Source organism: Rhizobium sp. SRDI943, from assembly GCF_057653695.1.
On the sequence record NZ_JBYGKN010000005.1, the window covers coordinates 102,692 to 115,789 of the forward strand.

Annotated in this window: 12 protein-coding genes; 6 read left to right on the forward strand and 6 right to left on the reverse strand. The window is 61.0% G+C overall.

Going from position 1 to position 13,098, the window contains the following annotated elements:
• Positions 1 to 9 precede the first annotated feature (9 nt).
• A complete protein-coding gene (locus AC245Y_RS35465) occupies positions 10 to 921 on the reverse strand; it encodes a dihydrodipicolinate synthase family protein (RefSeq protein WP_012760756.1) in 912 nt (303 codons plus the stop codon).
• A 149-nt stretch (positions 922 to 1,070) separates the two neighbouring features.
• On the opposite strand from AC245Y_RS35465, the gene AC245Y_RS35470 reads away from it, so the two are divergent.
• Complete coding sequence (locus AC245Y_RS35470) at positions 1,071 to 1,775, forward strand: GntR family transcriptional regulator (RefSeq protein WP_003555614.1); 705 nt, start codon at positions 1,071 to 1,073, stop codon at positions 1,773 to 1,775.
• Positions 1,776 to 1,804: 29 nt separating this feature from the next.
• On the opposite strand, the gene AC245Y_RS35475 is transcribed toward AC245Y_RS35470, so the two are convergent.
• A complete protein-coding gene (locus AC245Y_RS35475; protein WP_017997676.1) occupies positions 1,805 to 3,103 on the reverse strand; it encodes an alpha/beta fold hydrolase in 1,299 nt (432 codons plus the stop codon).
• Between the two features lie 122 nt (positions 3,104 to 3,225).
• Here AC245Y_RS35475 and AC245Y_RS35480 point away from each other — a divergent pair, with 122 nt between their 5' ends.
• Both AC245Y_RS35480 and AC245Y_RS35485 read left to right on the forward strand, forming a co-directional pair.
• On the forward strand, positions 3,226 to 4,368 hold the full coding sequence (locus AC245Y_RS35480; RefSeq protein ID WP_017997675.1) for a M24 family metallopeptidase: 1,143 nt from the start codon (positions 3,226 to 3,228) through the stop codon (positions 4,366 to 4,368).
• 340 nt (positions 4,369 to 4,708) lie between these two features.
• On the forward strand, positions 4,709 to 5,449 hold the full coding sequence (locus tag AC245Y_RS35485) for a hypothetical protein (RefSeq protein ID WP_020487194.1): 741 nt from the start codon (positions 4,709 to 4,711) through the stop codon (positions 5,447 to 5,449).
• A gap of 122 nt (positions 5,450 to 5,571) precedes the next feature.
• Here AC245Y_RS35485 and AC245Y_RS35490 read toward each other — a convergent pair whose 3' ends face one another.
• Positions 5,572 to 5,754, reverse strand: a complete 183-nt coding sequence (locus AC245Y_RS35490) for a hypothetical protein (RefSeq protein WP_017997673.1) — start codon at positions 5,752 to 5,754, stop codon at positions 5,572 to 5,574.
• Between the two features lie 645 nt (positions 5,755 to 6,399).
• Here AC245Y_RS35490 and AC245Y_RS35495 point away from each other — a divergent pair.
• From AC245Y_RS35495 to AC245Y_RS35505, 3 genes are all read left to right on the forward strand, one after another.
• A complete protein-coding gene (locus AC245Y_RS35495) occupies positions 6,400 to 7,086 on the forward strand; it encodes a response regulator (RefSeq protein ID WP_003555609.1) in 687 nt (228 codons plus the stop codon).
• A gap of 2 nt (positions 7,087 to 7,088) precedes the next feature.
• The gene (locus AC245Y_RS35500; protein WP_017997672.1) at positions 7,089 to 8,378 is read left to right on the forward strand and encodes a HAMP domain-containing sensor histidine kinase; all 1,290 of its coding nucleotides are present in this window, start codon (positions 7,089 to 7,091) and stop codon (positions 8,376 to 8,378) included.
• 118 nt (positions 8,379 to 8,496) lie between these two features.
• The gene (locus AC245Y_RS35505; RefSeq protein WP_017997671.1) at positions 8,497 to 9,930 is read left to right on the forward strand and encodes an efflux transporter outer membrane subunit; all 1,434 of its coding nucleotides are present in this window, start codon (positions 8,497 to 8,499) and stop codon (positions 9,928 to 9,930) included.
• Positions 9,931 to 9,947: 17 nt separating this feature from the next.
• Here the strand turns inward: AC245Y_RS35505 and AC245Y_RS35510 are convergent, their stop codons facing one another.
• Genes AC245Y_RS35510 through AC245Y_RS35520 form a run of 3 tightly spaced genes read right to left on the reverse strand, consistent with a single transcriptional unit; the run spans position 9,948 to position 13,098 of the window.
• Positions 9,948 to 10,784 carry an HpcH/HpaI aldolase/citrate lyase family protein gene (locus tag AC245Y_RS35510; RefSeq protein ID WP_017997670.1) on the reverse strand — a complete coding sequence of 279 codons (837 nt, stop codon included), beginning with the start codon at positions 10,782 to 10,784 and terminating at the stop codon, positions 9,948 to 9,950.
• Positions 10,781 to 11,233 carry a MaoC family dehydratase gene (locus AC245Y_RS35515; protein ID WP_017997669.1) on the reverse strand — a complete coding sequence of 151 codons (453 nt, stop codon included), beginning with the start codon at positions 11,231 to 11,233 and terminating at the stop codon, positions 10,781 to 10,783. The genes AC245Y_RS35510 and AC245Y_RS35515 overlap by 4 nt, the downstream gene beginning before the upstream one ends.
• A complete protein-coding gene (locus AC245Y_RS35520) occupies positions 11,233 to 13,098 on the reverse strand; it encodes an acetyl/propionyl/methylcrotonyl-CoA carboxylase subunit alpha (protein ID WP_026157758.1) in 1,866 nt (621 codons plus the stop codon). The genes AC245Y_RS35515 and AC245Y_RS35520 overlap by 1 nt, the downstream gene beginning before the upstream one ends.

Here is a 13,098-nt window from a genome sequence, read left to right on the forward strand (position 1 = left end):
CCTCGATGATCAGGCAGCCTGGCGGATCTTCGAAGGACGCGTGGCAGCGGCCTTCTCGACCATCGCGGTGACTTCGGCGCGTCGGGCGCCCGAAAGCGGCAGGCGCGGCATGCGAACGCGCTCGGAGCCGCGGCCCATGATCTGCTCGGCAAGCTTGATCGACTGCACGAGGTCGTGTTCGGCATCGAGGTGCAGAAGCGGCATGAACCAGCGATAGATCTTGCGGGCCTCTTCCCAGTCGCCGCGTTCGGCGGCGGCAACGAGTTGTACGGATTCCTGCGGGAAGGCGCTGGTCAAGCCCGAGACCCAGCCCTTGGCGCCGAGCATCAGGCCTTCAAGCGCCACGTCGTCGAGACCTGCGAAGATATCGAAACGATCGCCGAATTCATTGATGAGATCGGTGAAGCGGCGCGGATCCGGCGCGCTTTCCTTGACCGCCTTGATGTTTGGCACATCGGCAAGCACCTTCAGCACATCGGCGCCGATGTTGACGCGGTAGGCCGGCGGGTTGTTGTAGAGCATGATCGGCAGCGAGGTCGCTTCGGCGACGGTACGGAAATGCGCGATCAGCTCTTCGGGCTTCGGCACATAAACCATGGCCGGCAGCAGCATCAGCCCGTCGGCGCCGAGTTTTTCGGCGTCGCGAGCATAGGCGACGGCACGGCGCGTGTCGAATTCGGACACGCCCGTCACCACGGGAACGCGGCCGTTGACGACCTCGACGGCAGCTTTCAAGATCGTGCGCTTCTCCTCGGGGTCCAGCGAATTGTTCTCGCCGCATGTGCCCATGACGATCAGTCCGTTGACGCCATCGTTTACAAGCGCGTCCTGGACGCGCTGGGTCGAGGGCAGATCAACGGAAAGATCATCGTTGAACTGTGTCGTTACGGCGGGAAATACGCCCTTCCATCCTGTGGTCATTGATCGAGCCTCGTTGAAACTGGTTGCCTTATATACAAACTGTCGACAAGATTCAATGATGTGAGCTTACATATTTGAGACCCCGAAGACCGACATTGCGAGAATCGGCCGAAACGCAATACAAGGCTCTAACAAAAGAGGGCGGACGAATGCGGAACGACGCGGAAAATGTGCGGGTGCGCGGCTCTGGCACGCAGAGCGTCTATGTGACGCTCAGGCAGGAAATCCTGTCGATGGCGCTGGAACCCGGCAGTCCGCTCGACGAAGTGCGGCTGTCGGAGCGTTTCCGGATGTCGCGGACACCCATTCGAGAGGCGCTGTTGCGGCTCGCCGCCGATGGGCTCGTCACGACGCTGCCGAACAGGAACACGATCGTCGCAACGATCGATTTCGCAAGCCTGCCCACCTATTTCGAAGCGCTGACGCTGATGTACCGGGTGACGACGCGCGGCGCGGCGCAACGGCGAAACGGCGAGATCATGAAGACCATCCGCCGGCATCAGAAGGACTTCGCCGATGCCGTTGCCGCGCGCGATGCCTATGCGATGATCGAGGCCAACCGCGAATTTCACGTCGCGATCGCTGAACTAGCCGGCAATTCCTATTACACGGCCTTCTTCGCCAGGCTGCTCGACGAGGGCCGCCGCATCCTGCGCCTTTACTACTCGACATTCGACGACCGCCTGCCGCGCCAGTATGTCGACGAACACGAGGAGATCATCGCCGCAATCGAGGCCGGTGACGTCGAGCGGGCCGACCAACTGGCGATCGCCCACGCCGGGCAGATCGTCCGCCAGATCCAGGAATATATTGCCCGCGACCTCGACCGGCCGGTGGCGATCAGCATGTCCTGACGCGACGAGAGCAATGAACCGCTCGAGCCTCAAGAGGCGAGGGGGCCGCCTTGCTCTCTGACCAAGGTCATCAGCCGGCGCAGGACAGCCGCTGACTGGCGAACACCGTCATGCTCGAATTCGTTGGTCACCCATGCCTGCACATTGGCGACGTGGCGCGCTGTTTCGAGCGAAAGCCCGGCATCGACATACATGTCGTCATGATAGATGACCGCGGCGACCGGCACCTCGTTTGCAGCGAGACGTGCCGGAGCATAGAGCGGGGCGTAGTGCTCAAACGTTGCCAGCGCCTCGACACCTGCCCTGAAGGCCCTAAGCGAGCGAATTTCCTCGAACATCCAGGGATACATCATCTCCCCCGTCAACAGCAGCGGCCGCCGGTCGCCGGCAAAGGCCGGATGCTCGGCGCGGATGCGTTCGGCTGCCCAGGCAGTCGGCGTCCCGGCCTGGCCATAGATGCTTTCCTGCAAAACGGCGAAGAGCGGATTGTCGTCATATGAGGTCAGCGACATCACCGACGCGAGGAAGCGCTCGGAGAGACGTTCTTCATTGGGACCGGAGAAAGCCTCGTCGACCAGCCAATGGATGTTCTCGTAACCCGGCGCCATGCCGAAATCGATGCCAATGGTCTGAAAGCGGCGAACGGAGAGGCGATCGCCATCGGGCAACCGCACCTCATTGGTCTCGATATAGTCGGCGATCCGGCCGATGCGTTCGGCATCCCCGGGGTAGCGGCGGTAATAGGCGGCGTTCTTTTCGGTAACGCGCGGGTAGGTGCGCCGATAGACATCATCGGCCGTCGCCCCAAGTCCGGCAAGGCCGCCGGTGACATAACAGGCGGAAAGTCCCTCCGGCGCCTTCGAGAGATAGGTGAGTGTCAGGAAGCCGCCATAGCTCTGGCCAAGCGTCTGCCAGCGCCCGCCGCCGAAGACGGTTTTCCTCAGATGTTCGCAATCGGCAACGATGCTGTCGGCACGAAAGAGGCTGAGATAGTCGGCTGCGGCCCTGCCGTCGGCAAAGTGCTCCATCGTCGCACTTTCGATCCGGCTGCTGCGCCCGGTGCCGCGCTGGTCGATCAGGATAACGCGGTGCGTCTTCAGGGCTTCGGCAAGCCATGGCGGCCCGCCGTTGCTCGGCCGCGGCGACTTTCCGCCAGGACCGCCTTGAAGGAAAGCCAGCAACGGCAGTGTTTCACGACGGCGGGCGGGATCGCACACTTCACGTGCAAAAATCCGGATCGTCTCACCCTCCGGCTTCGACCAATCCAGGGGCACGTCGACCATATGATCGCGCATCAGCATGCCCGGTGTGGTGTATTCGACCGCCATGGCTATCTCCTCACTTTTCATGTCGACATATTGCCTACAGCGGCATTAGTGTCGGTTCAAGATCCTGGCTGCAAGGCGAGGGTTTCATCGATCTCGAAGCGCAGGAAAAGCAGGAAAACAACATGTCGTGGCAGCACCCCGTACCCCGCATCACTGAGGACGAACGGCAGAACCGCCTCGCCGGGCTTCGGCAACTGATCGAAGCCGAAGGATTGGCTGCCGTGCTTCTTGGGCCGACCGAAAGCCTCCACTACTTCACCGGGCTCGTCTGGCATCCGAGCGAAAGGTTCCTCGGCGCGCTCGTCATGCCCGCGACCATTTCCTACATCGTTCCGGGGTTCGAGCGCAGCCGTGTCGAAACGCTGCCACATCTGCCGGGGGAAATCCTGGTCTGGGAAGAGGAGGAGAGCAGCGCCGCTCTCATCGCCCGCCTTGTTGCCCAGGGCGGCAGACTTGCCCTCGACGATGGCTTGCCGCTTTTCTTCTATCACGCATTGGCAGCGGAGATGGGCGCGGCAAGGCTTGCCGATGGCGGGCGGCTGATCCGCGACCTGCGTTGCATCAAATCGGCCGCGGAGCTTGCCCTCATTCAGTATGCGATGGACCTGACGCTCGACGTCCACAAGCAAGTGCATGGGCTTTTGAAGCCGGGCATCAAATCATCCGAGGTGATCGAATTCATCGACCGACAGCATCGCCAGGCCGGCGCCGATGCCGGCTCGACGTTCTGCATCGTCTCCTTCGGCGCGGCGACCTCGCTTCCGCATGGCGCCGACGGCGATCAGGTCCTTGGTCGCGACGACGTCGTTCTCGTCGATACCGGCTGCCGGATCGACGGTTATCATTCCGATATCACCAGGACCTATATTCTGGAGGACGGCAACAGCGCGTTCGAACGCGCCTGGTGGATCGAGCGCGAGGCGCAACAGGCCGTCTTCGACGCAGCCCGGATCGGCGCCGCCTGCTCGAGCCTCGACGATGCGGCCCGCAAGGTGCTTGCCAAACACTCGCTCGGCCCCGACTATCGCCTGCCGGGTTTGCCGCATCGCGCCGGTCATGGCCTCGGGCTCGAGATCCACGAGGAGCCCTACATCGTTCGCGGCAACGACGCGCCGCTTGCCGCCGGCATGTGTTTTTCCAATGAACCGATGATCGTCTTCCCCGGGAAATTCGGGATCCGGCTGGAAGACCATATCTACATGACCGCCGAGGGACCACGCTGGCTGACCAATCCGGCGGCGGGACCGACAAAGCCATTCTCCTGAGAAGGCCCCATCTCGCCCGCTCAGGCAGCGCCGATTTTCAAGTGGCTGTCAGGCTGGGCGACCTTGAGGAGATCATCGCCGCGATCAAGCCTGACGATCGCTCACGCCGCGCAGATCGTCCGACAGCACCAGGACTAAATTGGCCGCGATCTCGGCCGGCCGCTGGCGATCAGCGTAGCCTGAAGCGACCGGATTGAAGAGGTGGAGGCTGCCCCGGCCCGCACATTAGCGAGAGGTGCCGGAAATTCGATCCGTAAAGTATTACTTCGCAAACATTACTTGCTTTCTGGCGTGGTAAAAGGTTGACTATGGTTAACCCTATAGTCTCGAGGATAGGATGATGGATTTGTTTAGAAGGGAGGGGGATGACCAGGCTCAACTGAAGAAAATGACACTAAATAGCAGATATAGAAATATAGCGGCGATGCTTTCGATTGCAGTGGTTGCCCTGTCTATATTCTTGATATCGATTGGCGCTTTAATTGAGTTTTTTCAACCCGCATTTTTGTCAAACGTCATTCTCGACGACGTCCCTTTGCACTACATCGCGTGGTTCATGATAACCTTCGGGATCACTATCGCCGTCATCAACGTGATTTTGGCGGCAAGGCGGGAGATCGAGCAAGAGACGGCCGAAAGCATGCTTCCATCGGACGCAGCCGAGATCAAAAGGCAGGCTTTGCGTGACCTTCGAACACATCGAAACGGCTATGCTCGTTCCTCCAAGGTTAATCAATATCTCTGGAATTTTCTCACCTTGGCGATCATCGTTCTGAGTGGCCTTTCATCATTGTTTTCGGCCTATGGACCGGTTGTCCCGAATTGGCTGCCAATGACCGCTTCCGCGCTCGTGGCGCTTTTCGGCGTCATAATGGTCCAATTTCGCGTCAGGGATGTCTGGCAGTTGAGAGAGCAGGGCAGGATTGAAGCGGAAATGCTGGTCGCCGATGCGCATCTCATTGAGACGACAGACAACCTTGCAACGCTCAAACAGGCAGCCGCCCTCAGAAGGCGCGCCCATGCACTTGAGATGAAACAGCTCAACCAGCTCTTCGTGGAAACCACAGAAGCAAATCGGTAAGTCACTCTCGGCATATGGCGGACCGTTCTTCTGAGCGGGCATATGCCTCGTCGCTCGAGCACGTGTCGACTGACGCTCCACGACTTTGACAACGAACCGATGCCTCACGACGGTCCCTGGTGTCAGCGTTCGCCTTCTATTTCGGCCCTTCGCTCTGCGCCCGTGCCGCGCTCGATGGCTATTGCCGCCTTGCCGGCATTTGCTTCCTCGAGGCGATGCGCCGCAACCTCGTCGGCGTCGGTAGGCTTGTGGAACTGTTCGATCTGTCCGGTAAACACGCCGTGATCACCCGGAGCATCAATCACCCCGTTCCCCCAATGGAGATGTCTTCCAGGTGAGCATGACGCTCTATTGGAACGGTTTCTGCGCGTCCTGAGTGGATCCCGGGACTCAAGAAAGAAGCAATTGAGACATAGTTCGTTGAAGCAAGCTTCGATAACCACCGCCAAATCTCGACACAGATGACTTTCCGCTCCGCAAAGCGGCACCGCAGAATATTTCGATGTGCCTTGGACACACGACACTCCGGATCGAACTGAGGTCGAACTGTAATAGCTGTGTGGATGTTAAGCGCGGTTAAGGAAGTGTAAAGTTTGGTAAAGGTTCTCTCTGCGACACAGGCCAGATACGCTGTTGGCCGAGAAAATGCAGGACGCGCAGGCGGCGCGGGGCCGCCTGCGGGGTAACGCGTCCCGCGGTCTCGTTCCGGGGGGGAATTCGACCGAAGAGGTGGTCAAAGGCATCGATGCCTTTTCCCGATCCGCGCCAACTCAACGAGGGATTGCGGGCCATGTCGCTGCAATCCGGTTTCAGCGCGTATTATGTCATGGCAGGATCAGTAGCGGGACGAACGTTAAGTGCGGTCAAGTTAGTGTTAAGTTAGGTAAAACTTGGCTGCGCGACTGTATTTGTGCTGTATGGCTTGCCGGGATTGAGAGCGGATAATGCGAATGAACAAGGTTCTCCTTATCGACGACGATGCCGAGCTGACGACGCTTCTGCAGGAATATCTGGTCGAAGAAGGATATGAGGTCGTCACGGATACAGACGGGCGCGCCGCCATTGCCGCGGCGGCCGGCAATACGGTTGATATTATCGTGCTCGACATCATGATGCCTCGGATGAACGGGATCGAGGTTCTGCAGAGGATCAGGAAGCTCAGCCAGGTTCCTGTGCTGATGCTGACCGCAAGGGGCGATGACGTCGACAGGATATCGGGTCTCAATCTCGGCGCCGACGACTATGTGCCGAAGCCATGCTCGCCGGGCGAACTTGCGGCGAGACTGCGCGCCATCCTCCGCCGGGCGGGCCAGCCGGCAGCCGGTGCTTCGATCGACATCATAAGGGCCGGAAAACTCGTGATCCATCCTGGCAGCAGGATCGCCGAATGGCGCGGCGAAAGCTTGGACCTGACCGGCACGGAATTCAGCCTGCTCGAGGTCCTCGCCCGCAGCGCCGGCCAGCTCGTGTCGAAGCAGGACATTTCGAAGCGGGCCTTCGGCAAGCCGCTGACCCCGTTCGATCGCCGGATCGACGTCCATATCAGCAGCGTTCGCCAGAAGCTCGGACTGAGGGAGGATGGCCAATCCTGGATCCAGTCCGTTCGCGGCCAGGGCTATCAACTTCTCGTGGACTGACCATGCCCCGGCTTTTCTGGAAATTCTTCACGACGATCTGGTTGACGATGGCGGCAACCGTCGGCGTTATCATCCTGCTCGTCAATTTCCTCCAGGGCGTTCCTTTTGCGCGCGAACTGGAGGAAGAGCGGCGAGTGATTGCCCTGAATCTCACCGCAAACATGCTCGCCAGAGATGGCGAGGATGCCGCCGCGCATTTCGTGCGCGCAAGTGAAGAGACGCTACCATCTGGTCTGACGATCTCCAAAACGGCCAAAGCCGATGCCTGCGCGGTTCAAAAGACCGTCGACACACGATTCGTCCTGAAGGACGAGGTTTGCTACCAGATTTCCCTGCCGGCCAAGGCGACGTTCACGTTCGAGAACTTCGGTCCGTTCTTGCCGTGGCTCACGATCCTGATTTCGAGCACGATTTCGGCAGGTGCACTCGCCCGATATCTCATTCGTCCCGTGGTGCATCTGCGCGATGGCTTGAGCGCGCTCGCCCATGGCCGCTTCGATTTCCGCATCGGTGACAAGATGGCCGGCCGAAAGGACGAGGTTACCGCGCTTGCGCATGACTTCGATTCCAGCGCCGCCCGGCTTCAGGAGCTGCAGGATGCGCAGCAGAGGCTGTTCCATGATGTCTCCCACGAGCTGCGTTCGCCTTTGTCCCGCCTGCAGGCCGCCGTCGGCGTGCTCCGGCAGAGCCCGGCAAAACTCGGCGCCATGCTAGACCGCATGGACCGGGAGGTCGAACGGCTGGATGCGCTGGTCGGCGAAGTTCTGACGCTTGCCAGGTTGACTGCCGGATCCAGCCGGCCGCTGAAAACGCACGCTCTTGATGTCATCGAGCTGCTCAACGAAATTCTCGGCGATGCGGCATTCGAAGCTCAGGCGCGGGAGGTCTCAATCACAACCAGTGTCGAGGGCGTTTTCCGCGCCGAAGTCGAAGGCGAGCTCATCTACAGGGCGCTCGAAAACGTCGTCCGCAACGCCGTCAAGTACACAGCCGAGCATTCGCGCATATCCGTATCGTGCGAGACGACAGACGAGCGCCTCAAAATCTGTGTCACCGATCAGGGGCCAGGTGTCAGTCGAGACGAACTCGAACGGATCTTCCAGCCGTTCTCACGCGGAAACGAGGCTGTACCGAGAGGTGGATATGGCCTGGGTCTGGCCATCACCAGACAGGCCATCGAGCGCCATGGCGGGCGGGTACATGCGTCGTTGCCGGATGCCGGAGGTCTGGCAATCACCCTGGAGCTTCCCCGAAAGCCGACACTCTATGGTTCGGCTGACGACCAAGCCTGATCCGGCCCAGCGATTTTACCTAACTTTACAGTGTCTTTACCGCCATTAACGTTGGCGTCGCTAAGCCTGAACCCACGATCCCGGTTCAGAAAGCTCGCCCGTGAATCCGTCGCTCTGCATGAACCTATCATCGCTCCGCTACGCCGCATCGGCGGTCACGCTTCTGCTGGCAGGCTGCGTCAGCGGCCCGAATCACGTACCCCCAGAGATGCCGCTTCCTGCTAAATTCAAAGAGGGGAGTACCAAGAGCAACGGCGATGTCGTGGCGGCGCAGTGGTGGACGGCTTATCGTGACAAGCGGCTCGACGGCCTGGTGGCTCATGGCCGCAGCGAGAACCTTGATGTCCTGCAGGCGCTCGAGCGCATCAATTCGGCTTCCGCCAATGTCACGGTTGCCGCTGCCGGTGGCCTGCCGAGCCTCGATGTCGGCGCATCGCACACGGTATCCGGTGAGAAGGGTTCTGAGCGTACGACGATCGGTACCACGAATGAGACAGGTGGCGAGGCCAGCCTTTCCTGGCTGCTCGACATCTTCGGCCAGTACCGTCGCTCGAAGGAGAGTGCGATCGCCTCGCTGGGGGCCGCCTATGCAACGGCCGACAATGCAAAGCTCACCTTTCTGAAAGACCTGGTCGAGAGCTATATCGACGCCCGCTATTATCAGCAGCGCATCGCGCTTTCGCAGGCGAATTTGAAATCCCGCCAACAGACTTACGAACTCACGCAGCTGCAGCTCAAGGCGGGTGCGGCCTCCCGCCTCGACGTCATTCAGGCCGAGGGTCTGGTACAGTCGACAAAGTCCGACATTCCTGGCCTCGAACAGAGCTTCACCGAATCGGGCCATCACATTGCCACTCTGCTCGGGATGCCGGCGGCCTCGCTGATGGGCGAACTGCAGAAAAGCGCCGGCCAGCCGGTTTTCCGCGGCGACATTCGGGCCGGCATTCCGGCCGATCTCATCCGCAACCGTCCCGATATCCGCAAGGCGGAACGCGAGCTGGCGGCGGCTGTCGCCGATATCGGGGCCGCGGAAGCCAAGCTCTACCCGTCGATCTCTCTATCCGGCTCGATCTCGCCGAGCTGGGTCAAATCATCCGGTGCAAGCGGCGGAACTCTGACCAGTTGGACCTTCGGGCCGACACTCAACCTGCCGATCTTCGATGGCGGCAAATTGCGTGCGAATGTCGACATCGAAAAATCCGATGCCAGGACCCAATATCTCGCCTGGAAAGCGGCGGTGCTGAACGGGGTCGAAGAGGTGGAAAATGCGCTGTCGGCTGTTCGCCGTGACACGCAGACGCTCGAACCGTTGCGCAGACAGGTGCAGACGGCACAGGAGTCGCTTGCGCTTTCGACCACGAGCTACAAGGATGGCGCCTCGTCATTGCTCGATGTCCTGGAGGCGCAGCGGTCGGTCTCCGATGCCCAGGAGAGCCTTGCCGACACCGTGCAACAGGTTGCCAAGGACTATGTGGATCTCTACGTCGCCATCGGTGCCGGCTACCTCAACCGAGAGAACGCCGCCTCCAAGCACACCGCAAAGGCGGGCTGATTGGTGGCGCATTTGCTCTATCGCCCGGCCACATCGAGAATGCGGGTCGCGAGCTTGAGATGCGGCAGGTCCATCATGCGTCCGTCAAGCTGGATGACGCCCGCGTCAGGGCTGGCGGCAAAGGCGGCGGCGACTTTCTCGGCCCAGGCGATCTCGGACGGATCCGGCGTGAAGGCGTGATTGATCGTTTCGATCTGGCTCGGATGGATGGCCATCATGCCGGAAAAGCCGTCGCGCCGGGCTCGGCCGACATAGGCCCTGAGACCGTTGAGATCGTGGAAATCGGGATAGACGGTGTCGATTGCCGGAACGGCGGCGGCATGGGCTGCGAACAGCGTGAGCGAGCGGGCAAGCTCGTAAGGCGGCGTGTAGCGGCCATCCGTCCTCCGCGCGGTCGTAGCCCCCATCGCGGCAGGCAGATCCTCAGCACCCCAGGTCAGGCCGCAGAGGCTGGTCGCGACATTCCGGTAGCTGCCGATCTCGAAGATCGCGGATGGCGTTTCGGTTGCGATCGGCAAGATGGGCATTGCAGATGCAAGAGAGCCTGCAAGCTTCAGCACCGAAGCGGCACCCTCGGCCTTCGGCAGCACGATCGCAAAAGGACGAAGGCCGCTCAAAGCGGCAAGGTCGCCTTCGAATTCTGGCGAGGCGAGGGGATTGATGCGGATCAGGAGAGCGGTCTCGCCGGCATGATGCAGGACGAACTCGTGCACTCTCTCGCGCGCTTTCGGCTTGTTTGCGGGCGCAACCGAATCTTCCAGGTCGAGAATGACGGCGTCGGCGCCTGAGGCGAGCGCTTTTTCGAAACGCTCCGGCCGGTCACCGGGCGCAAAGAGCAGCGAGCGCAGCCTCATGACGGTTTCACCTTCAGCATTGCCGTGCGCAGGCACTGGCAGACGATCTCGCCGCGCTGGGTCAGGGTGATATGCCGGAAGGTGACGATGCCGGCATCGGGCCGGGAGTTCGAGCGACGCAGCTCCATCACTTCCGTTTCCACCCGCAGCGTATCGCCGATGAAGACCGGCTTTGGCATCGTTACCTTGTCATAGCCGAGATTGGCGACGAGCGTGCCGAGCGTCGTGTCGCCGACCGAAAGGCCGACCGTGAGGGCAAAGGTGAAGGTGCCGTTGACGACGATCCGGCCGAATTCGGTGCCGGCCGCATAATCGGCATCGAGATGCAGCGGCTGCGGATTGTGGGAGAGCGTCGTGAACAGCAGATTGTCGGTCTCGGTGACCGTGCGGCGGATGTCGTGGGCGATGCGGTCTCCGACCGTCCACTCGTCGAAATAACGGCCGGCCATCAAATCTCCTCCTTCACAATGCTGACGACCAGCTGGTTTTCCGAGACCCTGATCCCTGAGGAAACCTGCAGTTTTTCGACGATGCCGTCGAAGGGCGCACGCAGAGAATGTTCCATTTTCATCGCTTCGACCGTCAGCAGGCGGTCGCCCTTGGCGACACGATCGCCGTCGGCGACATCCACCGAAATGACGAGGCCGGGCATGGGCGACAGGATCGCGCCATCGCCGGCACTCTGACTTGCCTCGACCTCGCTGGCGACGGGCAGGCTGATCGGCCAGGCATTGCCGGCCTCGAAAAGCACCGTGGTTTCACCGATCGTGATGGTATTGGCCTCAAACTCCGGACGCGATTGCCCCCAATGGAGGTGATCGCCAATACGGATGCGCACCCTCTTGTCCTCCGCGCCGGCGATGCGGAACCCGGTCAGCGCGGTCCAGGGATTACCATCGGTGTTCTTTAAAAGCGCCGTGGCCGCGCTATCGATTGCAGTTTCGCTCGGCTCCGTCGCCACAAGCCTTTCGTCATGACGATCGAGAAAGCCGGTATCGATCCGAGCTGCGCGAAAATCCGGATCGATGGCGATGTGGGCGAGAAGACCGGCATTGGATCTGACCGGCCAGACCTCGATGCCAGCGCAGGCGGCTGCGAGCTTCGAAAGTGCGGCCTCGCGGTTCGGCCCATGCGCAATGACCTTGGCAATCATCGGGTCATAGAAGGCGGTGATGTCATCCCCTTGCTCGACACCGCTATCGACACGGACGGTTTGCGGCAGGCTGAGATGTTCAAGCCGGCCGATCGACGGCAGATAGCCGGCGGCAGGATTTTCGGCATAGAGCCGGGCTTCGAAGGCCCAGCCGCTCATGGCGATCTCGTCCTGCATTTTCGGCAGCGGTTCGCCGCTAGCGACCTTCAACTGCCAGAGCACCAGATCCTCGCCAGTAATTGCCTCGGTGACCGGATGTTCCACCTGCAGGCGGGTGTTCATCTCCATGAACCAGATGCGATCTTCGCGAAGGCCTTCCGAGGCATCGGCGATGAATTCGATGGTGCCGGCGCCGACATAATTCACCGCTCTTGCGGCTTTCACCGCCGCATCGCAGATCACTGCCTGGGTGGCGGCATCGAGACCGGGGGCAGGGGCCTCCTCGATGACCTTCTGGTGACGGCGCTGCAGCGAACAATCGCGTTCGAAGAGATGAACGCAATTTCCGAGCTTGTCGGCGAAAACCTGCACCTCGATATGGCGCGGATTGGCGATACAGCGTTCGATCAGAACGCGGTCATCGCCGAAGGCGGCAGCCGCCTCACGGCGGCAGGAGGCGAGAAGTTCGGCGAAATCCTGTGGGCGATCGACGCGGCGCATGCCCTTGCCGCCGCCACCAGCGACCGCCTTGATGAGCACGGGATAACCAATGATATCAGCCTCGGCCGCCAGCCTCTCTTCGCTCTGGTCCGCGCCGATATAACCGGGGGTCACAGGCACGCCGGCTGCTTGCATCAATTCCTTGGCCGCATCCTTGAGCCCCATCGCCCGGATTGCAACAGGGGGCGCGCCGACCCAGATGATCCCGGCCTTTTCCACCGCTTCGGCAAATCCGGCATTTTCCGAAAGGAAACCGTAGCCGGGATGGATCGCGGCAGCGCCGGTTTTCCGGGCGGCATCGAGGATGCGTTCCTGCGAGAGATAGCTTTCGCGGGCCGGCGAGGGGCCGATGGCGATCGCCTCGTCCGCCTCCCTGACGAAGGGGAGGCCGGCATCGGCCTCGGAGTAGACGGCGATGGTGCGGATGCCGAGCATCTTGGCCGAGCGGATGATGCGGCGAGCGATTTCGCCCCTGTTGGCAATGAGAAGGCTTTCCATCAT

What these genes read in the sequence shown, in the direction of transcription:
- AC245Y_RS35465 (WP_012760756.1), bottom strand. Translation starts at nt 921, where the DNA reads ATGACCACAGGATGGAAGGGCGTATTTCCCGCCGTAACGACACAGTTC.
- AC245Y_RS35470 (WP_003555614.1), top strand. Translation starts at nt 1,071, where the DNA reads ATGCGGAACGACGCGGAAAATGTGCGGGTGCGCGGCTCTGGCACGCAG.
- AC245Y_RS35475 (WP_017997676.1), bottom strand. Translation starts at nt 3,103, where the DNA reads ATGGCGGTCGAATACACCACACCGGGCATGCTGATGCGCGATCATATG.
- AC245Y_RS35480 (WP_017997675.1), top strand. Translation starts at nt 3,226, where the DNA reads ATGTCGTGGCAGCACCCCGTACCCCGCATCACTGAGGACGAACGGCAG.
- AC245Y_RS35485 (WP_020487194.1), top strand. Translation starts at nt 4,709, where the DNA reads ATGGATTTGTTTAGAAGGGAGGGGGATGACCAGGCTCAACTGAAGAAA.
- AC245Y_RS35495 (WP_003555609.1), top strand. Translation starts at nt 6,400, where the DNA reads ATGAACAAGGTTCTCCTTATCGACGACGATGCCGAGCTGACGACGCTT.
- AC245Y_RS35500 (WP_017997672.1), top strand. Translation starts at nt 7,089, where the DNA reads ATGCCCCGGCTTTTCTGGAAATTCTTCACGACGATCTGGTTGACGATG.
- AC245Y_RS35505 (WP_017997671.1), top strand. Translation starts at nt 8,497, where the DNA reads ATGAACCTATCATCGCTCCGCTACGCCGCATCGGCGGTCACGCTTCTG.
- AC245Y_RS35510 (WP_017997670.1), bottom strand. Translation starts at nt 10,784, where the DNA reads ATGAGGCTGCGCTCGCTGCTCTTTGCGCCCGGTGACCGGCCGGAGCGT.
- AC245Y_RS35515 (WP_017997669.1), bottom strand. Translation starts at nt 11,233, where the DNA reads ATGGCCGGCCGTTATTTCGACGAGTGGACGGTCGGAGACCGCATCGCC.
- AC245Y_RS35520 (WP_026157758.1), bottom strand. Translation starts at nt 13,098, where the DNA reads ATGATGGAAAGCCTTCTCATTGCCAACAGGGGCGAAATCGCTCGCCGC.